Genomic DNA, 22,230 nt, shown 5'->3' on the forward strand with positions numbered 1-22,230 from the left:
GCATACTTGGTGCTACCACAACAAAAAACGATCACTATAGGGAACGCACCGTTGGCCATTGCGCCGCAGAACGCCCAGCCCAACCCTGAGCCTCCCCGGTCCCCCCGCGATCGGATGAGGGACGTACTGATCGGGATCTTGCTCTCGATCATCGTCGGGTTGCTGGCGGGCATCATCCACCGGCAGTCGTCCGAGAAGGTCACCTTCTGGGAAGCGGTGGAGACGGGTTGCACGGCGGGAACCTGGACGGCCGTCTTCGTTGTTGCCGTCCTGATGTACGTGTGGCACGGGAAGTAAAGCCACAGTTCTAACCCCATATTGCGCGGCTGTCGACCAGGAACACCCCTCCTGGAGACAGCTTCTGACTAGGCTCGGGGCTCCGAACAGCTCTCGCCCTAGCGAACGCTTGAAGGGCCCACGGCAGACCGCGCGTAGGGCCCTTCCGTCGTTTCAGGACATCAGCGGGGTGGCCTGGTGGTGCTTGCGCACCAACTTCCGGACCCCTGCGGCCTCCCCCGAGCCCCCAAGTCATCCAGCAGTCTCCTACCTCGGTAGGAGGGGAGGAGTCCTACCGCCTACCCGAACCGTTGCACCGCTACGGGCGGCCACCTGGTAGGCCATTGTGCGGTAGGAGCCACAGCGGGCCATCTACGGCTCAGGGGGCGAGGCGCTGCGACAGCCGCGTCACCGACATGCATGAGGTCCAGGTCGAGCGGGACGAACTGGCGATCACAGAACGAGTGTTGAACCGCTTGGCCGAGCAGGCCCAGGCCGATGCCGAAGCTGTCGCTCCGGTATCCGCGAAGGTGGCCGGGCGGACGGTACTGCTTATCCCTCACCGCAGCGACGCGGCCGCCGAGGACGTGTTGCCCGGTGACTACCGCGAAATTCTGGCGATCGTGCGGGAGACCGACGGCCCGGTGCAGGTCAGGGCGGTTGGCGAGCGGCTGGGCCTGGACGCTGTGGTCCGCGGCAAGCTGGAGCCGCTGCGAGCGAAGATGACCAAGCTCGCCGATCGTGGCTGGCTGCACAAGCGGCCCGACGGGCGGCTCACCGCGCGTCCGTGACCGTGCGGGGCGGGGCGTAACTGGCGTGCCTCCAACGGCAGTTGGGTTTGGTGTGAAGAAAGCCAACAGCATCGTCGAGGGCCCTGACGGCCTTGTCTGCACCGCCCGCCTGCCCCTGTCGAGCGGCACTTTGAACTATCTCGCGGCCCTGATGCGCGGCCACCTGAAGAAGACCGGCTCACGGTGGCGGGCCCTGCCTGCGGGAAGGATCGCCGCCATCGCGCTCGCGGTACCGCGCTGTGACCAGCGGCCGGGCGATCTGGCGGGCGGCAACGGGATACACCGCACCACCGTCACCCGGTGGGTTCGCGAAATCGTCGACTTGCTGGCCGCCCGCGCCCCGCGCCTTGAGCGGGCCCTGAAGAAGATCGCCCAAACGGGCGGCGGGGGCGTACTGCTGGACGGCACGCTGATCCGCACCCGGCGGCGCACCGGCACGGCGAACCGGAAGAACTACTCGGGCAAGCATAAGTGCCATGGCCTGCTCGTGATCGCGCTTACCGACGACAGGGGCGGGCTGCCCTGGGTCTCGGCGACCCGGCCCGGACGGACCTCGGAGATCAACGCCTGCCGTCACGATCAGCTCACCGCCCAACTCCGGGCGGCCGGACTCGGCGCCATCGCCGACCTGGATTCGTCGGACTTGACGACAGCGGACCGGACACCGACCCGGCGGTGATCACCGGTTACAAGGCCACCCGGAACCGGCCCCTGGCACGGGGGCAGAAGTTGTCCAACAAGGCACTGGCGACCGTCCGGGCCCCGGTCGAGCACGGATTCGCCCACCTCAAGAACTGGCGCGTGCTCGGCAGGCTCCGCACCGACCCCAAATGAGCGACCGCCCTGGTCAGGGCCCTGCTGGTCCTGACGAACCGCGAAGTCTCCCCGGTGACCGACGATCTTCACCGAAGTGTGACGGGCGCCGAAAGTACCGGGGCGCCGCCCGCCACCGCAGGGGCGTTTCCCTGACCCATCCTGTACGTGAACCGGACCGGGATCCCCTGGCGCTACCGCTGCTCGACCACTCGCAACGGCTCGCAGGGTGGTAGGTTATAGGTCGACCACTAACGTAGGAGTGAAGATGACAGCCAAGGAAGACGACGCCGCCCGCCGCGCCGCTGCCCAGCACGCCCTGGCCGAGCACCTGCGCCTCACCGCCGCCGGACGCACCGACGAATGGGTGAAGCTGTTCGCGCCGGACGCGGTGCTCGAGTTCCCGTACGCGCCGGCCGGCGTGCCCCAGCGGGTAACGGGGCGAGACGCACTGGTCGCGCACATGAGCAACTTTCCCGACACCTTCGACGTCGAGTTCGTCGACCTGGTGTTCCACGACACCGTCGACCCGAGTCTGGTGATCGCCGAATTCCGCTCGAAGGGCACGGCGCTGCCGACCGGCAAGCCATACGAGCAGACGTGCATCTCCGTCGTCCGGACCGATGACGACGCACTCATCACCCACTACCTGGACTACTGGAACCCGCTGGTGGCGATCGAAGCCCTCACACCCGACGACGTGCCGTCCGACCCCGACCTCGGCGTGACTTTTGGAAGCTGAAAGGAGCCGTGTTTAACTGACGCCCATGCCCGCCCCCGGCACCAGCACGAAGAGCGACGAACGACGTCGGACCATCATGGCCGCCGCGGTCGAATGCTTCGCGCAAAAAGGTTTCTACGGCACGACGACGCACGAGATCGCAGACTGGGTCGGCATCTCTCAGCCGTATCTCTACCGCCTGTACCCGAACAAGGAAGCACTGTTCGCGGCGGTGGTCGACCACGTGTCCATCGTCATGACCGAAACGCTGCTCGCTCACTCGCCAGCCTCGGGTGGGGCCGGGCCGGCGCCCGAGGCGGCGTTGGATGCCGCACGCGGCGCCTACGCTGCGCTCGTCGCGGACCAGAACATCCTGCGTTTCCTCATGCACGCGAACTGTGCCGCCGGCGAGCCGCTGGTGGCACAGGCCGTGCGCCGGTGCTACGCCAAGCAGGTCGACACCGTCCGGCAGCTACTGGGCGACGACGAAGCCGTGCGGCGCTGGTTCGGCGCCGGAATGCTCGACAATGTCGTCGCCGTGCTGGGTCTGGCCGACATCGATGAGCCGTGGGCGCACGTCCTCACCGCTCGATGATCCGACACCGGCAGTTCGGCGACGACGGCCCCGATTCTTCCTCGTAGGCCAGCTCGGCCGGTGGGACTCGCCTTCTTCGCCCAGGCGATCACTAGCTCCTCCCGCTCGGCATGGCCCTCCTACAGTCTGCTTGGCCAACTCCGCAGCGAGCGTATTCAGTTCACTCCGGCGAGCCGTGATCCGCTCCAACTCATGCATCCCCGCACCCTCCCACGCTCTCCCGGCGTACCTGCCCGGCCACGGATCGTAAGAGCGGCGCAGCAGAGCCCGAAGACGGCCCCGAACGACATGTCAGATGATCTTCGCCATGGACTTCGGCCGACGACCAGCGCGAGTAGTCTCCCTGCCCTCACGCCAGACCCGTGACCAGCAACTTCACGATGCACACCACTCAATGGCGCGCTGGTCGAGCCGAGGTGGCGGCGGCGCTAGGTGATTTGCCACAGGATCATGGGTTTCCTTGGTACGGCTCGCAGATGACCGCAGCGCTCATGGCACCGCGTCGACTGATGGAAGTGTGGGCCCACGGGCAGGACATTTTTTGATTGTCTGGGTGCGTCACGCACTCCGACGGTCGGCTCAAGCATGTGGCGTCCTTGGGAGTGATAGGACGAGAGCTGTCGTTCTACGCTGCTCAATTGCCTGGTCCGACAGAGCCGTTCCGCATTGAGCTGACCGGTCCCGGTGGCCAAACCTGGGCATGGGGCTCAGAGAATGCGATGCAACGGGTTCAGGGCAGTGCCCTCGACTTCTGCCTCCGAGTTACCCAGCGCAGGTCCCGAGCTGAGACTGGCCTCAAAGCCGTTGGTGAGGACGCGCATAAGTGGCTGGACATTGCACGCGTGTTCCTCTGAAGAGGTCAGCGAACCTTGAGGCCGACGTGGTCCTCGTCTGCGCGTCTGCCTTGATAGGGGCAATGACCTGGGCCTTGCCAGAGCCGATGCTCGCCGCGTCCACGCCTGACCCGGCTCTGCCGTCGGGGTGGGCTGCCGAGGTGAAGTGGGATGGCTGGCGGGGCCTGCTCTCCATGGACGCCGCTCCGCTCGCGCAAGGACACCGACTTGTACCCCGCCTTCCTCGAAGTCCGCGCCGCCGACAGCCACTGCCGGACATGACCGCGGTGGATGGCGTCATGTGACCTGCACCGGTGTCTCGGACCTCGGATGTCTCAGGCGGTGCTGGACGCGACGTGTTCGCCGCTGCTAGTTCGGGAGCCGAAGGAGAGAGTAGGGCCGCGCGGCCCTCGGCGCGGCACAGATAACCTGCGCGAATGAAGCGGATTCAGCGGGCCGCCGGTGCGATCGTCGGCTCAGCGGTGGGTGACGCGCTGGGTGGCCCCTTCGAGTTCGGTCCTCAGGGAGCGTTCTCCGCGCGGTTTCCGGCGCCTGGTGTCGGTGGCGAGATGTGCGGAGGCGGTGGCTGGGACCCCGGCGAGGCGACCGACGACACGCAGATGGCCGTCCTGGTCGCGGAGTCGTTGCTGGAGCGGGGCGGACTGGATCTGCCGGACATCTTCACCCGCTTCCAGCGGTGGGCGGCATCAGACCCCAAGGACATCGGCTTGCAGACCGAAGACGTCCTGACCAACGGCATGCCCTGGGACCTCGCCGCCGCGATCCATTTCCAGGTCAACCAACGAGCAGCGGGAAACGGCTCCTTGATGCGGGCATCGACCTCCGCGGTCCACTTCGCGGCCGCCGGCCAAGAAGCCACGATGGACGCGGCCCGCCGGATCGCTGCCCTGACTCACGGTGACCGCGCGGCTTGGGAAGGCACCGCGATCTTCCACGAACTCATCCGCGTCACGTTCGAGGACACCGACCCCCTCACCGCGCTCCCGGACATCCTGGCTCTTGTCCACCCCGACCACCGCGGCCGCTACGCCACCGTCCTCGCGCCTGACTGGCATCCCGATCAGGCGACCGAGTTCAACGGTGCCGTCTGGCCCTGCCTGGGATCCGCCGTCTGGGCCCTACGCACCACCGCCAACTTCGAAGACGCGATACGCGCGGCGATCGACCTCGGCGGTGACACGGACACCGTGGCCGCGGTGACCGGAGGCCTCGCGGGTGCGTACTACGGCCTGGACACAATCCCCGCCCACTGGACCCGGCCGCTCCACGTCCCCCTCCCAGGCTTCGACGGACGGGTGCTGCACCTGGCCGATCTGCTCCACCTTGCACACCGCCTCGGAGGCTGAACCGGGTGCTGCTCCGCGATATCTTCTACTTCGACGGCACCGACCTGTCCTGGCGTAGTCCTTGATGCCACTGGTCGGGGGCCTGTCGGTGACCACGTTCCACACCGTCTGGAACAGGCAGCCCGCCGTCAGATACCAGCCGGGCAGCTCCAACGTCGCTGCCCTGGTCATCACGTCGGCCAGGACCTCGTTCTGGGAGAGTATGGACCGCAAGCCATCGAGTTGCTCAACGAGCGGCAGTCGGCCAAGCATCCGTACTCCCTATCACGAACAGTCGCTCTCACAAGACGCGTTGGCCTCAAGCCGGCGCCTCAGCCCGCGAGGCGAGCAAGGTCAGGACTGCGCGGTCCGGAACGCGAGATATCGGCTGAAGGCTTCGTGGCTGTCGGGGGTGAAGCGCCACTCCAGCAGGGCCGACCGCAGCTCCGGTTCGGTCAGCCAACCATGCCAGGCGACCTCATCGGGATCGGGGACCATGGCGTCCGGCACCACGGCTTCGTGCACGCCGAGCCAGTGGGGGCTCAAACCGCTGCGGTTGATGAATGTGAACAGCAAGCGCGGCAGCACACGGATGCCCAGCTCTTCGGCCAACTCTCGTGCGGCGGCCTGTTCATAGGATTCGCCGACATCCACGGCGCCACCGACGATGACCTCATAGAGCCCTGGGAAGCGCGACAGATGCTCCGACCGCCGGTGGACGAGGATCCGGCCACGCTCATCACGACACACCGTCGAGGCGACCCGGTGCAGCCACCCCTCCCGGATGGCCTGCCGACGGCTGACCACCCCGAGCACACGACCTTGATCGTCGACACGCTCCACCAGTTCATCCACGACACCCACCCTGGCAGAGCCCACCGACAACGCTGCTTCTCGGCGATCCGCGGAGGTCGGCCCAAGAGCACTGGCACCAGGGGGTCGGACGCGTATGACGACAGTTGTCGTGCAAATACGGCACCTATCGTGCTCAGGCTCGGCGGTGATAATCGGGTCGCTGCCCGTCGGGCCTCGCTGATAGACAGATGCGATGGCGGATGACGACTCGAGTGGGTTCCGGGCAGGGCAGTCGGGGTTGATCGTGAGGGTTCCGGAGGCGGAGCCTTTGGTGGGAGGGTGGCGTGACAGGCTTGACTCCTCGGCCCGTGCAGGTGTTCCGGCCCATGTGACCGTGCTCTTCCCGTTTCTCGATGCGAGCCGGATCGATCAGAGTGTCCGCGCCGCGATCGGCGAGGTACTCGGTCGGCATCAGCCCTTCGAGGCGCGCTTCGACCACTGTGGCAGGTTTCCCGGAGTGCTTTATCTCGCCCCCGAGCCGGACACGCACTTCAGGCGTCTCACCGAGGCGATCGTCGAGCGATGGCCGGAATACCCGCCGTTCGGCGGTCAGTTCGACGATGTTGTCCCCCACCTCACCGTCGCCCAGGGGCAGGACGAGGCTCTCGTGGAGAAGGCCGAGGCCGACCTGCTCACCGGTCTTCCCTTCGTGGCGAAGGTGTCGGTGGTCGACTTGTTGGTCCACGACGGGACGCGGTGGCGGCAGCGGGCCGCTTTCCCGCTGGGGTAGGCCCGGTCCTGTCAGCCGTTGCTCTGTTGGGTCTTGGCGTATGCGAGGCGGTAGGAGTCGGTGCCGGTCTCGATGATGTTGCCGCCGAAGGTGAGCCGGTCCACGTGCACGCTGTTCTTACGGAACCGCTGGCGAGGCTGCGGGGCAAGTGACAGGGCGACATGGTCGATGATGCGGAAGGCGGCCGACTTCGAGATCCCGAAGAGCGGGGCGAGCTGCCGCAGCGTCAGGTTCGTCCGCCAGTAAGCGGCGACCAGTAGGACCCGGTCCTCCAGCGGCAAGCTCCACGGCCGGCCCCTGTGAACACGGTCTGCACCCTCGCGGCGCAGTGCAGTGACAGGCTTGACGAACTGGCGCGGGCTCAGTCCGCTGAAGGGGGCTATCCAGGATGGCTCCGACGCCGTGAGTACTGCGGCCTGACTGGTGATCACCGCGTCTGGCAGAGCCTTAAATCGCATGCGGATGAGATGTTGATCGTCTATACCTCCACGGCAGGGTCCCACGCCGTCTCGCGTCCGGTCAGCGGCCTGGTCGCCGGGCTGGCAGGAGGAGGGAAGGGACGGCGTCGTGCACCTGGTTCATGCACTCAACCTCGCTGCCTATGGAGCCCTACGTGACAAGTGACCTGGTCTTCCGCCCCATCACCGGTCTGGAGGAGATCAAACTCTTCAATGCTCTGCCTGGCCCCTACAACGACCGTCTCGCAGAAGATCTCCAGAACGGACACTGCAAATCCGACTGGATGTGGGTGGCCCTGCGAGAGGGCCGACCGGTGGCACGGGTCGGCTGGTGGTCACGCAGCGGCATCAAGCCCGAAGTCATGGAAACCCTCGACACCGACGACGCCCACGGCGCCCCGCTCCGGATGGACATCGGCGCGCGTCTTCTGCGCACCGCCCTCACCGCGCTCTTCCCTGCGGGCACCCTGCCGCCCCCGTACGTTCTCCAGCCCCTCCCGGCGAATTGGAGAGACGACGCTTCTACTGAACGTCGCGTCACAGAGCGGATAGAGGTGGTGGAGCGCACCGGCGGCAAGATTTTCGTTGAGAGGCTTCGCTATCGCTGGACGTCCAGCACACCAGTGCCTTCACACGGTGGCCGTCTGACCTTCCGCCCGGTCAGCAGCGATGACGAAGCGATCGATCTTCTCACCCGCATCCTTCCCGGCACGCTGGATGCCTACAGCCAGGCCGACGTCGCCCGTTCCTCAGCCCACGACTACGCACGCGTGCAGTACCACGACGAACTGCTGAGCTATCCCAGTCCGCGGTCATGGTGGCGGATTGGGATCCGCCCGGACGGCGAATCGATCGGCTTGGTAGTTCCGGCGCAAAGTCCGAACGGCTTCGTGATCGCCTACCTCGGCGTGATCGACGGCCACCGAGGCCAGGGCTTCGTCAACGACCTGCTCGCCGAAGGGACCCAGGTGCTGGCTGCCCAGGGCGCCGAACGCGTCACCGCAGACACCGATCTGGGAAACCAGCCGATGGCCCGGGCATTCGAGCGTGCCGGGTATGACAACTTCGCTGGGCGCATTGATATGCGCTGGGACTGACCGGCCACTGCCCAACCTCGCCCTCACCCCCCTCGCCCCCTGGCTACTGACCTTCGATTTGCGGACATCCCTTGGAAGCGCGCACTCGGCCGGCGCTCCTGACATGTGTCAGGACGCATCGCCGCTTCAGCGGGCTACCGTCGCTGAAGCCGCTCGTGGTGACCGCTTCGTGCGGCGGCGGATCCCGGCAAATGCAGGAGGAGACCATGCGCAGAGCCGTACTCGGCTTGTTGATGGCACTGGCGGCGGTGTTCGCGGTAGTGCCGCTCGCCGGCACCGATCAGACGGAGACTGTCGCCTGCTGTGGCGGTACTCCCGGCTTTCCGTAAAGGGCAATCACTGCCAGGTCGTGTTTTGGACGTGGGTTCTGCGTCTCGCCCTATGTCGTGATGATCTCGATGTGGGCTCTGCCCGCTCGAGAATCCAGTACGACTTCTTGGATACGTCGCCTGGCGGCTTGAGTGGACGCACGCTTAGGGAACTCAACCCTGCGGGTCCTGCGGTTTGACGTCGAGCTCGCGCAGGCTTTGGTCTTTGAGCTCGGTGCGGGCCTCCGTGCGGTGGCCACGGGCGATGTAGTCCCGCACGATCGCCTCGATCGCGTCCTGGGGCGAGCCGATCCCGGCCAGGACCATCACTTCCACTACGAGTTCGGCGTCGAGACTGATATTGACCTTGGCCATTGTGTCCCCCCATCGCGTCGCATCCGCACTCTAGTGCTGCAGCGGTGGAACGGATCGGGCAGGGCAGTTCCTCGGACGCGCCCTGCCGGGACGGCGGTAGTTGTCCGTCGCGCCGCTTACGGTCCTCGGTCGTCCAGTCCCGTAGGGGCAGCCGCACGTACTTCACGCGGGCCCGCGCCGAGTTCACGGCGGCACGCCTTGTTGAAGGCCTGGAGGTCGGCGATGCCCACGGCCGCGGCGATGGCGGTGATGGACAGGGTGGAGGACAACAGGAGGTGGCGGGCGCGTTGGAGGCGTCGGTGCCGGATGTACGACACGACCGTGAGGCCGGTTTCGGCACGGAACACGCGCGTCAGGTGTGTGTGGGAGATTCCGACGGCGCGTGCGACGTCGGGTACGGACAGGGGGCCGGCCAGGTGTTCCTCGACGTAGGCCTGGGCGGCGGCCACGAACGGGTGGTGGCGCCCGGCTCCATCGTCCCTCTGCAACTCGGCGATGCGCCACAGCACGGTCCAGACCTCGGCGGTGGCTCGCGGGGCAGAGGCCGGCATGGCCGTAACGGCGTGGCGGAGCAGATCGGCCAGGCGTGTGCTCTCGGCCGCGGCGTCCTGCATCACCGGCACCACCCGGGCGGTTCCGCCGTCGTGCAGGCGCAGATGGACGTAGAAATGCTCCGACCTGCCCCGGTAGTGAAAGTGGACCTCCGTGTTCGGCGGCACCAGGCTGACGTGCCCGGGGCGTATGGGATGGACCGATTGCCCGAGAGTCAGCGCACCTTCGTAGTTGTAGAGGTGTAGCTGCCACAGGTCGGGCAGCCGGAAGACGTCGTGGGTGGTGGAGACGCCGTGTACCCCGATGCCCGCATTGACCACGGTGGGCGCCTCGTCGAGCCGTACTGTTGCGTGTTTCACGAGGACGGAAAATTACCAGCACTGGACGAATTCAGCCCACGTCTGTGCCGACCAGTGCACGTACGTTCGTCGCATGTCTACCAGCAAGCAACTCCTGACATCGGTTCAGGTGGCGCGCTTCGTCGCGCAGGGTTTCCTGCGCCTGGACGGGGTGGTGCCGCAGGAGATCAATGAACGGGCCATCGCGACCTTGGCGGAGGGCCTGCCCGACGTGGCCTACGGCACTCCGCTGGGCGAGGCGTTCGCGCAGGACACCTTCGTCCACGAACTGCTCGCCCTGCCCGTCGTCGCAGGCGCTGTCGAGAGTCTGGTCGGCCCCGGGCCGACCGTCGACCACCACGCGGTTCATGTGCGCTGGCCGCACGAGGGAGAGGCGCAGCCGCTCCACGGAGACGCGATCATCGACGTGCGGCCGGATGCATTCGACATCCAGCTCATGTACTACCCGCACGAGGTGACCGCCGACATGGGCGGCACCCTCAGTGTGCCCGGAAGCCATCTGCGCAGGATCAACGAGACGGACGTCGGCCGCGTCCAGAACCTCAGGGGGCAGACACGGCTGACCTGCCCGGCAGGCACGGTCGTTCTCGTGCACCACGGCATCTGGCACAGCGGCCGCCGCAACGACACCGCGGACCGTCGCTACATGTACAAACTCCGCCTCAACCCGACCGTGCCGCAGGTGCGTCTGTGGGACGTCTCCGACCTGCACGACCCCGCGGTGACCGCGGAACTCAACACGTATCTCCCCTGGTACGAGCAGGCCACGGGCCGACTGGAGATCTACAACCGGGTCCTGCTGTGGCGGGCCCTGACCGGTGACGACTCGTTCGATGTCGAGTACTGGGTCACGCGCGTCAGCAACCGGCCGACCCTGAGGAGTCACGCATGAGGCAGCAGGTTCTGGTCCTCTATCTCTCGACGTCGACGCTGGACTCCCACGTCGTGGGCTGGTCCCAATACGACGGGACCGGCCGGACCCACCCGACGACCGGTGACAGCGACGAGCCGCCCTATCCCACGGGGCTCGCCGCGCTGCTCGACGGGTGGTGCCTGTTCCAGGCCTCCCAACTGCTGCCGCCTCAGTCGGGTCACGAGTACGACGTCTCCTTTCTCAAGCACGAGTTCTTCTTCGAGAAGCTGGAGGACAGCTAGCGGCCTTGACCGCTCAGCGGTTGAACGTCAGGCGCGGTCCCGCATTGCGGGCCAGTGTGTGGGCCTGGTCGGGCCACTGGGTGCCGGCGCGCGGGTCGACGATGCGGTACTCGGGGTCGATGGTGCCGCCGGATTTGCGCGTGCAGTCTGCCGTCCGACTCGCCTGGGAATTTGATCCAGAGGCAGGCGTCGACGATGGGCACGCCCGTGTCGGCGGTGGGACGCGGGCCGAGACCGCGGCCGGGCGCGTTGCACCAGATCTCCGGATCCCCGCTGTACTTGCCGGGCTCCGAGGTCCAGGCGCCCAGACCGTTGCGGCTGGTGTCGATGACGAAGGGCTGCAGCTCGCCGGTGGGCGGGCTGCCCACGTTCTGGGCGAACCAAGTGTCGGTCCACCGCCAGGTGGTGGGGTCCCTTCCACCGCCAACCACACCGCCCGCAAGGGCGCCCGGACCGTCCTCGTCGAGAAGGGCAAGGTCGGCTCGGGCGCCTCCGGGCGCAACGGCAGCATGTGCACCCAGGGCATCACCGGAGGCATCACCTCCAACACCGAGGCGCTGCGCCGGACCGTGGAGAACTCCATCGGCCTGGTCACCGTCCTGGACCCGCACATCGAGAACACGGCTGCCACCGACATCGCCAAAGAGGCACTGGTCTCCGGCCGGGGCGTGGCCGAACTCGCCCTGGAGAAGCGCCTGTTGCCCGCCGAGCCCCTCGCCGACCTGCTCCGGCCCGAGGCGGTCGCGGGAGCCCGCCAAGCCCGGGCCTGACGGCCGCAGGTATGCCGAACGGCCCTTCACGAGGCCCATTGTTGCGATTTCATCTATCTAGGTAGATCAAGTAAGGCTCGCCTTATATGCTGACGTGGCCCCCTCGATCCGCCTGGCGTGCAAGGGGGCAGATCCCCCTATTCCGCGCGACAGGACCTCCATGCGTACGACCCCCCGCCGTCTCGTCACGGTGCTTGCTCTCACTCCGTTGCTGGCCGGCTGCTTCATGCCAGGGGAAGATGGCTCGGGTACGGGCGACAAGGGCGGATCGGGCGGGCGGCTGCGGATGGCCCTCGCCGTACCGCCGGTGCAGGCGCTGTCGCCGTACAGCAACGACGCCACCGTGCTGAGTAAACTCTCCGTGGCCGAAGGCCTCACCGTGCTGGACAAGGACGGCGCCGCCGCGCCCGCGCTGGCGAAGTCCTGGGCGCAGAAGGACGCCACCACCTGGACCTTCGAGCTGCGCAAGGCCACCTTCCAGGACGGCACGGACGTCACCGCCGAGTCCGTCGTCAACGCGCTCGACCACGCGGGCGCCGCCGAGCCCAAGCCCCGTGTCCTGAGCGATGTGGCTCTCACCGCGAAGGCCGAGGACGCCGACACCGTCACCATCAGCACCAAGGCCGTCGACCCGGTTCTCCCGCTGCGGCTCGCCAGCCCGGCGCTGGGCATCCTCGCCCCCAAGGCGTACGGCAAGGACGGCACCGTCAGCCCGGTCGGCGCCGGCACCGGTCCCTTCGAGATCACCGAGCTCACCGGGAAGTCCAAGGCCACGCTCGACCGCTACGACGGCTACTGGGGTGGCAAGGCCAAGGCGTCCGGCATCGACGTCACGTGGATCGCCGACGGTACCGCCCGCGCCAATGCCCTGCGCAGCGGCGACGTCGACATCGCCGAGTGGATTCCCACCGCCCAGGCGAAGCTGCTGGAGAAGGGCACCCGCCACGAAGTCCCGTCCGTGCGGACCGACAGCCTGATCCTCAACACGCGAAGCGGCATCTTCACCGACGCCCCGCTCCGGGCGGCCGCCCGCGAGTCCGTGGACGGTTCCGCCCTCGTCGACTCGGTCTTCGGCGGGTACGCCGACCCCGCGCAGGGCCTGTTCGGGTCGGCGGTCTCCTGGGCGGCCGACAAGCGCGTCACGGTGACGGGCCGCGCGAAGGCCGCGACCACCGCGCAGGTGAAGGCCAAGACCAAGGGCAAGACCCTGCGGCTGGCCACCTACACCAACCGCGCCGAACTGCCCGAGGCCGCGAGCGTGCTGCAGCAGCAGATGGAGAAGGCCGGGTTCACCGTGAAGCAGGACGTACGCGAGTACACGCAGATGGAGGCCGACCTCCTGGCGGGCAAGTACGACGCGCTCGTCTTCTCCCGGGTGACTCTCCTCGACACCGGCGACGCGGTCGCCTACCTCGCGAGCGACTTCACCAGCGACGGCGTCTACAACATCGCGGGTCTGAAGGACGCCAAGGTCGACCAGGCCATCAAGGCCGCCGCCGAGGAAGGCGACACCATGCAGCGGCGGCAGAAGACCATGCGGGCCGAGGCCGAGATCCTGCGCACGGGCGCCGTCGTGCCGCTGGTCCACGAGAGGGTCGTGCAGGGCATCAGCACCGATGTCGAGGGCGTGCTCCTCGACCCGCGCGAGCGGTCGCTGATCGACGTCGACACGCGTCTGCAGTAGATGAGCGTGACATCGGCCGTCGCCGACGCCCGTCGCTTCCCATGGGGCACGGGCATCGGCCGCCTCACCGCGGGGGCCGCCCTCCTGACGGCCGTCGCCCTGCTGCCCTGGCTGTCCGGCACCGACCCCGCGCTGACCGTCCTGCGCGCCCGCTCCGCCGACCAGGACCCGACCCCCGCGCAGATGGCGGCAGTACGGGAGCAACTGGGCCTGGACGAGGGGCCGTTCATGCACCTCGCGCACTGGCTGGGCGGGCTGCTGCGCGGTGACGCGGGCACGTCCTGGGTGTCGGGCGAACCGGTTCTGCCTCAGGTGACGACCGCGTTCGCGGTATCGGTGACGCTGACGTTCGGCGCACTCCTGGTCACGGTCGCGGTCGCCGCGCTGGTCTGCACCCGCACTCTGTACCTCGGCTCCCGGCGACGGCTGCGGCGGGCGCGGGCGGGTATCGCGGCGGCCGTCCTCGCCGCGCTCCCCAAGTTCCTGCTCGCCTCGCTGCTCGCCACGGTGTGCGGGGTGTGGCTGGGCTGGTTCCCGTCCAGCGGCTGGGAGGGGCCGGCGTCGATGGTGCTGCCCGCGCTCGCCCTCGGTGTCCCGTCCGGGGCGATGATCGGCGGTCTGCTCGACCAGTCGCTGCCCGCCGCCTTCAACGAGCCGTGGGCCCGGACCTGGCGCGCCCACGGCTTCGCGCCCGGCCGCATCGCCCGGCATGCGCTGCGTCGCACGCTGGCCGGTGTGCTCCCGCAACTCCTGCCGACCGTCGTGGGGTTGGTCGGCGGTGCCGTCGCGGTGGAGAAGATCTTCAACATTCCCGGGCTCGGCCGCCTGGCCCTGGACACCGCCATCGCCCAGGACCTCCCACCCCTCCAGAACGCGACGCTGGCCCTCATCCTGCTGGGCGTCGCCGCCGGCCTCCTCATCCAGGCCCTGCGTCGCGCCCTGCTCGGCCCGGCCCTGCGGGACGGAGCTCTGCACACCCTGCACGCGCCGGCCCTCCCCCGAGGGCGCTCCACGCGCTGGACCGCCGGAGCCTGCGCCGTCGCCCTGCTCATCCTCGTCATCGCCGGACTCCTGCGCGATCCCCTCCACGTGGACACGGCGGCCCGGCTGCTCCCGCCCTCGGCCGCGCACCCGCTGGGCACGGACTCGCTCGGCCGTGATCTGCTGGCCCGGCTCGGGCACGGAGCAATGCGCACAGCGGGCGTGGCCCTTGCGGTGACGGCGGTCAGCATGCTGGTCGGGCTGCTGCTCGGCAGCGCGGCACGGGTAAGCGCGGGACTGGTGGAGGTCGCGTCTACGCTCCCGGCCGTTCTCGCCGGACTGTTGACCACAGCGGTGACCGGGCCGTCGGTGTGGGGTGCCGCGCTCGCGGTGTGCCTGGTCGGCTGGACGCCGTACGCCGCCCAGGCCGCGGCGCTGATCGAAGAGGAACGGGCCAGTGGTCACATGCTCGCGTCGGTCTCGTTCGGCGCCGGCCCGGGGTATCTGCTGCGCCATCACTACCTGCCCGCGGTTCTGCCCGCCGTCCTGCGCAACGCCCTGCTGCGGCTGCCCACCACGGTCCTGGTGCTGGCCTCCCTCGGCTTCCTCGGTCTGGGCGAGCAGCCGCCCACGCCGGAGTGGGGGCGGCTGCTGTCGGAGAACCAGCCCTACGTGGAACTGGCGCCCTGGACCGTACTCGGCCCTGCGTGCGCGCTCGTCCTGCTTTCCGTTGTCGCCGTATCCGGTACTGCCTCGGGTCGGATCGGTCCCAGACTCGGTGCCGGGCGAACCAGACCTGGGCCGGTTGCACGACGTTGGACCGCAGGGCGATCACTCCGGGCCCGCTGTGGATCAGGGCGTCGGCCGGCACACCGGTGAGAGCGTTCATCCTTCAACCGGGCCCCGGCAAGCGCGCGGTGCATGCTGTCGTGGGCGGCGATGTCCTGGCCACCGCCCAGCTCGAAGGCCCGCTGCGTCGGACGGGCCGGGGAGAGCTCGTTTCTCGGAGTTGATCTCCTGCAGCGGCCAGGCGCCGTACAGCAGCGGTCCGGTCAGCGCTGCCTGGTCATGGGGGAGGGGCCTGGTGACCCACCGCCGCCCGGTCGGCGTGGAACGGGAATCCGGGCCGCGGCGGGGGGCCCGGGGAGGGGAAGGGGCGATTCGGCCAGGTCAGCGGCATGAGGTTGATCCGGTCCGAGGTGAGGGTCTTGATCGTCTTGAGCTGCCGGGCCAGCCGGGAGGAGCGGCAGCGGCTGTAGGGAGGAGGCGGCGTGGGTGGGGGGCGCCAGCGTCGGCGCGACGGCTGCGGCAACCGTCGCGGCGGCCATGCCGGGTCAGCACTCTGCGGCGACTGATCGGTTCGGTCACGGTTCTCTCCTGACTGTTCACAGAACAGCACGGACGGTGTGTCGGTTGGGTTCAAGAGCAAGCCTGTGGAGGGGCGTCCGGGTGGTGGAGCGTACGCCGTGATGCGATGGGAACATTGGATGTATTAGTTGGGAAGCGAAAGGTTGTTGTCCAAGCTGCAGGCTGAAGGTGCCTGATATGGCAGGCGTTTCGTACACCATCCTCCGGGCTGCCATCGCTTGACATGGGATGTATTTACCTCGCAGTAACTATTGACGAGGGCATGTCTAGTGCCTACTGTCCTGCGACGGATCCGAACAGATTCCAACAACAAGAAGCCTGCCGCTCGGAGCGGAGTACCGATGCCCAGCCGTGCGTTCGCCCCTCTTCTCGCCCTCCTACCGCTCGATCGACCCGAAGACCAGGGAGTTCAGACACAACGTGCTGACCCGGACCAGCGGTCCCGAGGTGACGGTCGCCGACATCGAGCGGCCGAAGGTCATTTACAACAGCACGACCGGCGCGTTCTTGCCACCGCCACCGCCACCGCCACCGCCACCAGCCTCTGCGGCCCTTGCACCGCCATGACCGATGTCGGCCACGCCACCGACCATGGTTCCCAGAACCGCGTTCGGGCCGCCGCCCACGCCGGTGACCGTGCCGGCCGCGGTGTCGATGTGCAACGGCGGCCTCAACCAGCCGTGGCGGCTGATGGATGCGGGCGACAGCTTCGTCCGTGTGCTGGCCCAGCGCAGCGGCCGCTGCCTGGATGTCGCGGACAACTCCACCGCCGACTGCGCCCGACTCATCCAGGGGGCCCGCGGTACCGATACCAAACCAGCAGTTCCAGCGGCCCGCGGTGTGAGACGGGGGTGCTCGGCGCACGTTCGGTGTCCGCCCGGCACACACTTCAGCGCGGCAGCGCCCTGTGTCGGGCACGCGCCCGGCGGATGAGCATGCTCACCCAGACCAACTCCACCTGCTGAGCGCTTGGTTCGTCACCGGGCAGCGACGCGTCCAACCGGAGGAGCCACTGCGCCGGGGTGCCGTCAACCGTCAGGGATGGGGCGGCATGGTGGACAGGCCCGGCAACGACTCGGGCCATACCGGCAACTCCTGGCGGACGTGGCGGCGAGGCGTTCCAGGCGTGTGCCGGGGTCGCGCTCGGGGTGACCGCGGCCGAGCAGACCGGCGAAGGCACCGTGGGCCGCGCCGTGGACGTCAGCCGGGGCGACGTGCAGCAGAACGACGCCGGAGTCCGCCGGCGCGTGGGCGCTGGCGGCGCCCACGCACGCGGGCCAGGCGCCCTCGACGATCCAGACGACCACAGACATGGGTCACCCTCCTCCGATGCGGCCAGCGAGCCCCACAGTGCACGGCGCCTTGGCTCGTCGGAACCGCGTACACGCCGAGCCGGGTGAACTGCCTCAGCTCCAGCTCCCCTTCGTGGGCGTGGGCGATACGTCGATGTGCACGCCGAGCAGCACGGCGAGTACGGCGCCGGGCCCTGACGGGGCAGCCAGCGACAGCAGCACCAGCACGGCGGGGAGGTTGTTGGGGCGGCAGCGGCGAACGCCGCCGGCGTCAACAGCACCACCGGCGTCCGGGCTGAGTACCGCCGTGATCGCCGACGCAGCCACGAACACCTGCACCAGCAGACGCCTCGGCCGGCCCTCCGTCGTCCGGGCCGTCCAGACGACCCCGCACGCCTGGAACAGCCCTTCGTCGTCACGGAGCTGAGCCAGTTCCAGTACCGCCACCAGGAAGGTATGGGGGCGGGCGAACCGCCTCCACATCACACCGCAAGAAACCCCTCACAGAAGAGGACACCCGCATGAGAAAGTCCTGGATCTCAACCCCGATCATGCTCGTCGCCACCGCGCTCGGGGTGACGGCGACCGGGGCGCCTCCCGCCTCGGCCGCCTCGAACACGCCCTTGCGGGTCATGCCGTTGGGCGACTCGATCACCTGGGGCGTGGGAAGCAGTACGGGCAACGGCTACCGGGCCCCGTTGTGGGACAAGCTCGCGGCGGACGGCCATCCGCTGGACTTCGTGGGCACGGGGCGGGGCGGTTCGATGTCCGACCCCGACAACGAGGGCCACTCCGGATACAGCATCAGCCAGATCGCCGCGCTCGCCGACGCCTCGCTGACCCGCTACCGGCCCAACGTCGTGACGCTGCATATCGGAACCAACGACCTCCAAGGGGCCTCCGAGGTCGACTCAGCCATCGCCCGGCTGAGGTCGCTGGTCGACCAGATCACCGCCGACGTCCCCGACGCAACGGTCCTCGTCGCCTCCCTGGTCGTGTCCACCAGCCCCTCGGAGGAGCAGCACCGGGGCGCGTACAACCAGGCCATCCCCCGAATCGTCAACGACGCACAGGCCGCGGGCAAACACGTCGCCTACGTGGACATGAGCAGCCTCACCACGGCCGACCTGGCCGACCCCCTGCATCCCAACGACGCGGGCTACCGGAAGATGGCGGACGCCTTCCACCGCGGCGTCCAGGCCGCGGACAGCGCCGGCTGGCTGAGGAATCCCGCGCCCGCCGCCGCGAGCGTGCAGTCCGGCATCGCCGGCAAGTGCCTGGACGTCAACGGCGCGGGCACCGCCGACGGGACCGCCGTCCAGATCTGGGGCTGCAGCGGCAGCGTCAACCAACTCTGGTCCTCCTACACCGACGGCACCCTGCGCTCCATGGGCAAGTGCCTCGACGCCGCCGGAGGGGGCACCGCCAACGGCACCAAGGTGCAGATCTGGGCCTGCCACGGCGGCGCCAACCAGGTCTGGCAGCCCTACAACGGCGGCTATCGCAACCCCGCCTCCGGCCGCTGCCTCGACGTCCCGGGCTCCTCCACGGCCGACGGCACACAGCTCCACCTGTGGGACTGCCACGGCGGCTCCAACCAGAAGTGGACCACCCTCGCCGCCGGATGACCCCCCTCCCGGGACCTGGACCTGTTCCGGGCCCCGTCCCGGGAGCACTTCGGCGACGGGCTGTCGCCGCTGACCGCGCCCTTCCAACTCGCGGAGGCTCCACCCCGTCCTCGGGGTGGAGCCTCCGCGGTCATTGTCGCCGGCCGGCCTGACGGCGGACCGTCACTTCGGGTCGCCGTAGATGACTCCGCGTCCGTTGGTTCCGAAGTAGACGCGGCCGTAGACCCGGGGGTCTCCGGTGATGGTGCTGCCGGTCCAGGCGTACTGGTGGCGGTCGTCGTTGATGCGGGTCCAGGTCCGGCCCGCGTTGTCGGACCGGAAGATGCCGCGCACGCCATCGATCTTGGAGCTGGTGTAGACGGCGGGGTAGGTGGCGCGGGGTGCGGCCTTGCCGAATCCGACGGCGTCGCCCTCGTCCACCGCAGTGAACCTGGTGAAGGAGTTTCCGGAGTCGGTCGAGCGCCACAGCCCGTACGGGGTGGGGGTGGCGGGCTTGTTGGTGCCGCCGGCCAGCCAGATGTCGCCCTCGTGGCCCGGTGCCGCCTTGAAGCGGACGTTCCCCGCGGTGGGCAGACCGGTGGCCGCCGTGGCCTTGAAGGTCTTGCCGCCGTCCGTGCTGAGGTAGAAGGTGCCGGAGTCGTAGGCGTAGAACTTCGCCGGGTTCACCCGGTCGGAGCGCACGGGCGCCCCGGCAGGCAGCCCCTTGGAGGCCGTCCAGGTCGCTCCGTGGTCGTCGGACCAACTGACCGGCGCCCCGGCCGGTGACCAGACGATCCGCTTGCCGTCGGCGCTGATGGCGACGGCATGGTCCTCGATACCGGGCCCGGTGACGCCGGACGGCTCGCTGCCCGACGGCTTCCAGGTGTCGCCGCTGTCGGTGGAGACGGCGAAGTGCTGCGTCCAGCCGCTGGTGGGGTGGCCGACCCGCACGACGGTGTGGGGCGCCAGCTCGGCGTAGTCCAGGGCCGGGGTGCCGCCGAAGGTCGGGCTGTCGTACATCTTCGTCGCCTTGTGGAAATCCGTGTGCCGGAAGCCGCCGACATCACCCACGCCGGAGAAGAGGTGCGCGCGACCGGCCGCCGGGCTGATCAGGCACATGACCGCGGTCTCCTCGAGGCCGTGGGCCCGCACGGACAGGTGTACCGTGCCGTCGCTGTCCCAGTCCGTCAGGTTGTCGGCGCCGTAGATCGTCGCTCCGGTTCCGTACATGAAGTGGTCGGAGTCGAACGGGTCGATCTGGACGGACTCCATCATCCAGCCCAGCTTGGGGGTCATCTCGGGCAGCGACGCCGTGGCGTTCCAGGTCAGCCAGGGGGAGGCGGAGATGTCCATGTCGTAGCGCAGGGTGCGCTCGGAATTCGGGCCCAGGTCCCATGCCCGGGTCCAGTTCGCACCGCCGTCGGTGGAGCGGAAGAGGATGCAGTCGGGGTACCAGCTCACCTGGGTGGACACCATCAGGGTGTCCGGGTTCTGCCGGTCGATGGTCAGGCCGCTGTAGCCGTAGTAGTTGTCGTCGCTGGTGGACGGGACCGGGCTGATGCGGGTCCAGGTGTCGGTGGCGGTGTCCAGCTTCCACACGTCGCCCTTGGAGCCGTCGTAGGGGCCGGCGGTGTTGCTGGTCGCCAGGTACAGGTAGCCGCCGGCATGGTCGAAGACCGCGTGGTGCGGGATGTAGCCGGTGGGCTGCCCGGGGACGCGTTCCCAGGTCGCTCCCGCGTCGGTCGACCGGTACAGGATGTTGTCCTTGTCGGCGACGGTGACGTAGAGGGTCCGGGTGGCCTTGCCCGCTCTGCCGGTGCGCTTGTCGAAGACGACTTGCAGCACGCCCAGGTTGTCGCCGTTGGGGCCGTCGGGGTCGGCGGGGTCGGGGACGAAGTTGCCGACGTTGGGGAAGTTGCTCACCTTCGCGAAGGTCTTGCCGTGGTCGGTGCTGCGCCACAGTCCGTGGCCCCCGCGCACTCCGAGGTAGAGGATCCGGTTGCGGTTGGGGTCGATCACCAGCCGTTCGCCGATGCCCCGGCCGGGCATGTTGCCGCCCAGCCGGAACGGCAGGGGAGTGGTCTTCCAGGTGCGGCCGCGGTCGGTCGAGCGCAGGATCGCCGCCATGCTCGGATCCCAGTCGGGGAGGGTGTAGGTGCCAGCCGCCAGGTAGACGCGGTCGGGGTCGACCTCGTCGGTGGCGATGCTGATGATGCCGGTGTGGCCGTACTCGTCCCAGCCGATCCAGTCGGTGAGGGGGATCCACCGCCGGGACGCCGTGTCGAGACGGTAGGCGCCGCCGATGTCGGTACGGGCGTACACCAGTCCGCGCTCGCGCTGGTTGAAGACGATGCCGGTGACGAAGCCGCCGCCGACTATCTCCGCGTTGCCGAAGGTGTACGGCGTTTGTCTGGTCTTTCGGGTCGCGTCGGCGGATGCGGCGGAGGGGGCGAGCACCGGAAGCGTGGCCGCGGTCGCGCCGGCGGCCAGCAGTCCTCGGCGGGACAGGTGCGGGGTAGGGGGCATGGGGGGCCTGCCTTTCTGGGGTGGGCCTGTACTGGTCGTGTGCAGGTGCAGCGGCCCCAGCGGCTCTGGGGGCCGGAGAGGACCGGACTTGTCAGTCGTGGGTGCGGCACCGGGGCAGGTGACGTCACCCCGCGCCGGCCGGTGTCCCAGCGGTTGGCAGGAAGAAGCCTGCGGCGGACGTCGTGGGCGTTACCGGGCTGCGGCGCTCGGCGACGTCCCGCACGTCGGCCGGGTTCGACGTGCCGCCACTGAAGAGCGCGAGGACGTCACCGAGGTGAAGGCCACCAACGGCGCATCGACGCCGCCGAACCGCCTTCGGTGCGGGCCGCGCCCGCTCGTTCGGGTCGGGGAGGACCTGGTTGTTGGTGATCGAGCCGGGCAACAGCACCGAACGTGGACCGCCTGCTGCACCCGCGGCCGTTCCGAGGGCGGCTCGGTGGTTGGTCTCGATGCTCATGTCTCGGTGCGGCCCTTCGTTCTCGTGGATCCGACCGGAGGGGCGGGGCGGGGCTGAGTCGTTCGGTGGCGCGATGGCCGGAGGGCTGGAGAAAGCCCTGTGTCGATGCGCTTCGACGTCTTGGCGACACTAGCGATGCGCCTCCAAGGAAGACAACGGGTCGTCGGGGTGGACTTTTCGGTCATGGTTGCGTTCGAGGGTGACCAAGCTCCGCCCGTCGAGGCAGCTTCACTCGGGTGAACTGGGGTTAAGCGAAATCCAGGACGCCGGTGCCGACGCTG

General features: G+C 68.6%; 24 protein-coding genes and 5 pseudogenes. 18 read left to right on the plus strand and 11 right to left on the minus strand.

The annotated features are described in order from the left end of the window. Positions 1-114: 114 nt before the first annotated feature. The 9 genes from ACZ69Q_RS09405 (at position 115) to ACZ69Q_RS09445 (ending at position 5,396) form a co-directional block, all read left to right on the plus strand. Positions 115-297 carry a hypothetical protein gene (locus tag ACZ69Q_RS09405; RefSeq protein WP_471038944.1) on the plus strand — a complete coding sequence of 61 codons (183 nt, stop codon included), beginning with the start codon at positions 115-117 and terminating at the stop codon, positions 295-297. Between the two features lie 395 nt (positions 298-692). Continuing rightward, entirely contained in the window at positions 693-1,067 is a 375-nt protein-coding gene (locus ACZ69Q_RS09410) for a hypothetical protein (protein WP_471038946.1), read from the plus strand. 25 nt (positions 1,068-1,092) lie between these two features. Next, a complete protein-coding gene (locus ACZ69Q_RS09415) occupies positions 1,093-1,746 on the plus strand; it encodes a transposase family protein (protein WP_471038951.1) in 654 nt (217 codons plus the stop codon). Then, positions 1,743-1,901 (plus strand): transposase family protein, encoded by a 159-nt coding sequence (locus ACZ69Q_RS09420; RefSeq protein ID WP_471038954.1) that lies wholly within the window; start codon positions 1,743-1,745, stop codon positions 1,899-1,901. Before ACZ69Q_RS09415 ends, ACZ69Q_RS09420 begins: the two co-directional genes overlap by 4 nt. A gap of 247 nt (positions 1,902-2,148) precedes the next feature. Continuing rightward, positions 2,149-2,622: a nuclear transport factor 2 family protein gene (locus ACZ69Q_RS09425; protein ID WP_471038957.1), complete on the plus strand. Its 474-nt coding sequence runs from the start codon at positions 2,149-2,151 to the stop codon at positions 2,620-2,622. A 25-nt stretch (positions 2,623-2,647) separates the two neighbouring features. Beyond that, positions 2,648-3,196, plus strand: coding sequence for a TetR/AcrR family transcriptional regulator (locus tag ACZ69Q_RS09430; RefSeq protein ID WP_471038961.1), 549 nt, complete (start codon positions 2,648-2,650; stop codon positions 3,194-3,196). 362 nt (positions 3,197-3,558) lie between these two features. Continuing rightward, positions 3,559-3,741, plus strand: coding sequence for a maleylpyruvate isomerase N-terminal domain-containing protein (locus tag ACZ69Q_RS09435; protein ID WP_471038964.1), 183 nt, complete (start codon positions 3,559-3,561; stop codon positions 3,739-3,741). Between the two features lie 57 nt (positions 3,742-3,798). Next, positions 3,799-4,050 (plus strand): hypothetical protein, encoded by a 252-nt coding sequence (locus tag ACZ69Q_RS09440; RefSeq protein ID WP_471040171.1) that lies wholly within the window; start codon positions 3,799-3,801, stop codon positions 4,048-4,050. Between the two features lie 416 nt (positions 4,051-4,466). Further along, entirely contained in the window at positions 4,467-5,396 is a 930-nt protein-coding gene (locus ACZ69Q_RS09445; RefSeq protein WP_471038967.1) for an ADP-ribosylglycohydrolase family protein, read from the plus strand. A 54-nt stretch (positions 5,397-5,450) separates the two neighbouring features. Here the strand turns inward: ACZ69Q_RS09445 and ACZ69Q_RS09450 are convergent. Both ACZ69Q_RS09450 and ACZ69Q_RS09455 read right to left on the minus strand, forming a co-directional pair. After that, positions 5,451-5,648, minus strand: a pseudogene (locus ACZ69Q_RS09450) (nucleotidyltransferase family protein); the annotation flags it as partial. 81 nt (positions 5,649-5,729) lie between these two features. Continuing rightward, positions 5,730-6,239: an NUDIX hydrolase gene (locus ACZ69Q_RS09455; protein ID WP_471038970.1), complete on the minus strand. Its 510-nt coding sequence runs from the start codon at positions 6,237-6,239 to the stop codon at positions 5,730-5,732. A 184-nt stretch (positions 6,240-6,423) separates the two neighbouring features. Here ACZ69Q_RS09455 and ACZ69Q_RS09460 point away from each other — a divergent pair, with 184 nt between their 5' ends. Further along, a complete protein-coding gene (locus ACZ69Q_RS09460) occupies positions 6,424-6,960 on the plus strand; it encodes a 2'-5' RNA ligase family protein (protein ID WP_471038975.1) in 537 nt (178 codons plus the stop codon). A gap of 65 nt (positions 6,961-7,025) precedes the next feature. On the opposite strand, the pseudogene ACZ69Q_RS09465 reads toward ACZ69Q_RS09460, so the two are convergent. Then, positions 7,026-7,418: pseudogene (locus ACZ69Q_RS09465) on the minus strand (helix-turn-helix domain-containing protein); the annotation flags it as partial. A gap of 155 nt (positions 7,419-7,573) precedes the next feature. Here ACZ69Q_RS09465 and ACZ69Q_RS09470 point away from each other — a divergent pair. Further along, positions 7,574-8,515: a GNAT family N-acetyltransferase gene (locus ACZ69Q_RS09470; RefSeq protein ID WP_471038978.1), complete on the plus strand. Its 942-nt coding sequence runs from the start codon at positions 7,574-7,576 to the stop codon at positions 8,513-8,515. Between the two features lie 482 nt (positions 8,516-8,997). Here the strand turns inward: ACZ69Q_RS09470 and ACZ69Q_RS09475 are convergent, their stop codons facing one another. Continuing rightward, positions 8,998-9,198: a type II toxin-antitoxin system VapB family antitoxin gene (locus tag ACZ69Q_RS09475; RefSeq protein WP_208036950.1), complete on the minus strand. Its 201-nt coding sequence runs from the start codon at positions 9,196-9,198 to the stop codon at positions 8,998-9,000. Between the two features lie 116 nt (positions 9,199-9,314). Further along, positions 9,315-10,109 carry a helix-turn-helix domain-containing protein gene (locus ACZ69Q_RS09480; protein ID WP_471038981.1) on the minus strand — a complete coding sequence of 265 codons (795 nt, stop codon included), beginning with the start codon at positions 10,107-10,109 and terminating at the stop codon, positions 9,315-9,317. Between the two features lie 73 nt (positions 10,110-10,182). Here ACZ69Q_RS09480 and ACZ69Q_RS09485 point away from each other — a divergent pair, with 73 nt between their 5' ends. Further along, positions 10,183-11,001 carry a phytanoyl-CoA dioxygenase family protein gene (locus ACZ69Q_RS09485; RefSeq protein WP_471038984.1) on the plus strand — a complete coding sequence of 273 codons (819 nt, stop codon included), beginning with the start codon at positions 10,183-10,185 and terminating at the stop codon, positions 10,999-11,001. Next, on the plus strand, positions 10,998-11,264 hold the full coding sequence (locus tag ACZ69Q_RS09490) for a hypothetical protein (RefSeq protein WP_471038986.1): 267 nt from the start codon (positions 10,998-11,000) through the stop codon (positions 11,262-11,264). The genes ACZ69Q_RS09485 and ACZ69Q_RS09490 overlap by 4 nt, the downstream gene beginning before the upstream one ends. A gap of 13 nt (positions 11,265-11,277) precedes the next feature. On the opposite strand, the pseudogene ACZ69Q_RS09495 reads toward ACZ69Q_RS09490, so the two are convergent. Further along, positions 11,278-11,677: pseudogene (locus tag ACZ69Q_RS09495) on the minus strand (glycoside hydrolase family 6 protein); the annotation flags it as partial. A 120-nt stretch (positions 11,678-11,797) separates the two neighbouring features. On the opposite strand from ACZ69Q_RS09495, the pseudogene aspA reads away from it, so the two are divergent. The 3 genes and pseudogenes from aspA to ACZ69Q_RS09510 all read left to right on the plus strand — a co-directional run. Further along, positions 11,798-12,034 (plus strand): annotated as a pseudogene (aspA, locus tag ACZ69Q_RS09500) (aspartate ammonia-lyase); the annotation flags it as partial. Positions 12,035-12,194: 160 nt separating this feature from the next. Further along, positions 12,195-13,718 carry an ABC transporter substrate-binding protein gene (locus tag ACZ69Q_RS09505; RefSeq protein ID WP_471038989.1) on the plus strand — a complete coding sequence of 508 codons (1,524 nt, stop codon included), beginning with the start codon at positions 12,195-12,197 and terminating at the stop codon, positions 13,716-13,718. Then, entirely contained in the window at positions 13,719-15,578 is a 1,860-nt protein-coding gene (locus ACZ69Q_RS09510; protein ID WP_471038992.1) for an ABC transporter permease subunit, read from the plus strand. A 971-nt stretch (positions 15,579-16,549) separates the two neighbouring features. Here the strand turns inward: ACZ69Q_RS09510 and ACZ69Q_RS09515 are convergent. Further along, entirely contained in the window at positions 16,550-16,729 is a 180-nt protein-coding gene (locus ACZ69Q_RS09515) for a hypothetical protein (RefSeq protein WP_471040216.1), read from the minus strand. 28 nt (positions 16,730-16,757) lie between these two features. On the opposite strand from ACZ69Q_RS09515, the gene ACZ69Q_RS09520 reads away from it, so the two are divergent. Continuing rightward, positions 16,758-17,000: a hypothetical protein gene (locus ACZ69Q_RS09520; RefSeq protein ID WP_471040172.1), complete on the plus strand. Its 243-nt coding sequence runs from the start codon at positions 16,758-16,760 to the stop codon at positions 16,998-17,000. 164 nt (positions 17,001-17,164) lie between these two features. Here the strand turns inward: ACZ69Q_RS09520 and ACZ69Q_RS09525 are convergent. Together ACZ69Q_RS09525 and ACZ69Q_RS09530 are read right to left on the minus strand one after the other, a co-directional pair. Further along, a pseudogene (locus ACZ69Q_RS09525) lies at positions 17,165-17,380 on the minus strand (universal stress protein); the annotation flags it as partial. Between the two features lie 93 nt (positions 17,381-17,473). After that, positions 17,474-17,806: a hypothetical protein gene (locus tag ACZ69Q_RS09530; RefSeq protein ID WP_471038994.1), complete on the minus strand. Its 333-nt coding sequence runs from the start codon at positions 17,804-17,806 to the stop codon at positions 17,474-17,476. 74 nt (positions 17,807-17,880) lie between these two features. Here ACZ69Q_RS09530 and ACZ69Q_RS09535 point away from each other — a divergent pair, with 74 nt between their 5' ends. Continuing rightward, positions 17,881-18,987: a ricin-type beta-trefoil lectin domain protein gene (locus ACZ69Q_RS09535; RefSeq protein ID WP_471038995.1), complete on the plus strand. Its 1,107-nt coding sequence runs from the start codon at positions 17,881-17,883 to the stop codon at positions 18,985-18,987. 162 nt (positions 18,988-19,149) lie between these two features. Here the strand turns inward: ACZ69Q_RS09535 and ACZ69Q_RS09540 are convergent, their stop codons facing one another. After that, positions 19,150-21,492, minus strand: coding sequence for a WD40/YVTN/BNR-like repeat-containing protein (locus tag ACZ69Q_RS09540; protein WP_471038997.1), 2,343 nt, complete (start codon positions 21,490-21,492; stop codon positions 19,150-19,152). A gap of 124 nt (positions 21,493-21,616) precedes the next feature. Then, positions 21,617-21,949 carry a hypothetical protein gene (locus ACZ69Q_RS09545; protein WP_471039003.1) on the minus strand — a complete coding sequence of 111 codons (333 nt, stop codon included), beginning with the start codon at positions 21,947-21,949 and terminating at the stop codon, positions 21,617-21,619. Positions 21,950-22,230: the final 281 nt, after the last annotated feature.

The sequence above is a fragment of the Streptomyces sp. NPDC036764 genome, from assembly GCF_055609385.1.

What these genes read in the sequence shown, in the direction of transcription:
- ACZ69Q_RS09405 (WP_471038944.1), top strand. Translation starts at nt 115, where the DNA reads ATGAGGGACGTACTGATCGGGATCTTGCTCTCGATCATCGTCGGGTTG.
- ACZ69Q_RS09410 (WP_471038946.1), top strand. Translation starts at nt 693, where the DNA reads ATGCATGAGGTCCAGGTCGAGCGGGACGAACTGGCGATCACAGAACGA.
- ACZ69Q_RS09425 (WP_471038957.1), top strand. Translation starts at nt 2,149, where the DNA reads ATGACAGCCAAGGAAGACGACGCCGCCCGCCGCGCCGCTGCCCAGCAC.
- ACZ69Q_RS09430 (WP_471038961.1), top strand. Translation starts at nt 2,648, where the DNA reads ATGCCCGCCCCCGGCACCAGCACGAAGAGCGACGAACGACGTCGGACC.
- ACZ69Q_RS09445 (WP_471038967.1), top strand. Translation starts at nt 4,467, where the DNA reads ATGAAGCGGATTCAGCGGGCCGCCGGTGCGATCGTCGGCTCAGCGGTG.
- ACZ69Q_RS09460 (WP_471038975.1), top strand. Translation starts at nt 6,424, where the DNA reads ATGGCGGATGACGACTCGAGTGGGTTCCGGGCAGGGCAGTCGGGGTTG.
- ACZ69Q_RS09475 (WP_208036950.1), bottom strand. Translation starts at nt 9,198, where the DNA reads ATGGCCAAGGTCAATATCAGTCTCGACGCCGAACTCGTAGTGGAAGTG.
- ACZ69Q_RS09485 (WP_471038984.1), top strand. Translation starts at nt 10,183, where the DNA reads ATGTCTACCAGCAAGCAACTCCTGACATCGGTTCAGGTGGCGCGCTTC.
- ACZ69Q_RS09490 (WP_471038986.1), top strand. Translation starts at nt 10,998, where the DNA reads ATGAGGCAGCAGGTTCTGGTCCTCTATCTCTCGACGTCGACGCTGGAC.
- ACZ69Q_RS09505 (WP_471038989.1), top strand. Translation starts at nt 12,195, where the DNA reads ATGCGTACGACCCCCCGCCGTCTCGTCACGGTGCTTGCTCTCACTCCG.
- ACZ69Q_RS09510 (WP_471038992.1), top strand. Translation starts at nt 13,719, where the DNA reads ATGAGCGTGACATCGGCCGTCGCCGACGCCCGTCGCTTCCCATGGGGC.
- ACZ69Q_RS09520 (WP_471040172.1), top strand. Translation starts at nt 16,758, where the DNA reads ATGGATGCGGGCGACAGCTTCGTCCGTGTGCTGGCCCAGCGCAGCGGC.
- ACZ69Q_RS09535 (WP_471038995.1), top strand. Translation starts at nt 17,881, where the DNA reads ATGAGAAAGTCCTGGATCTCAACCCCGATCATGCTCGTCGCCACCGCG.
- ACZ69Q_RS09540 (WP_471038997.1), bottom strand. Translation starts at nt 21,492, where the DNA reads ATGCCCCCTACCCCGCACCTGTCCCGCCGAGGACTGCTGGCCGCCGGC.
- ACZ69Q_RS09545 (WP_471039003.1), bottom strand. Translation starts at nt 21,949, where the DNA reads ATGAGCATCGAGACCAACCACCGAGCCGCCCTCGGAACGGCCGCGGGT.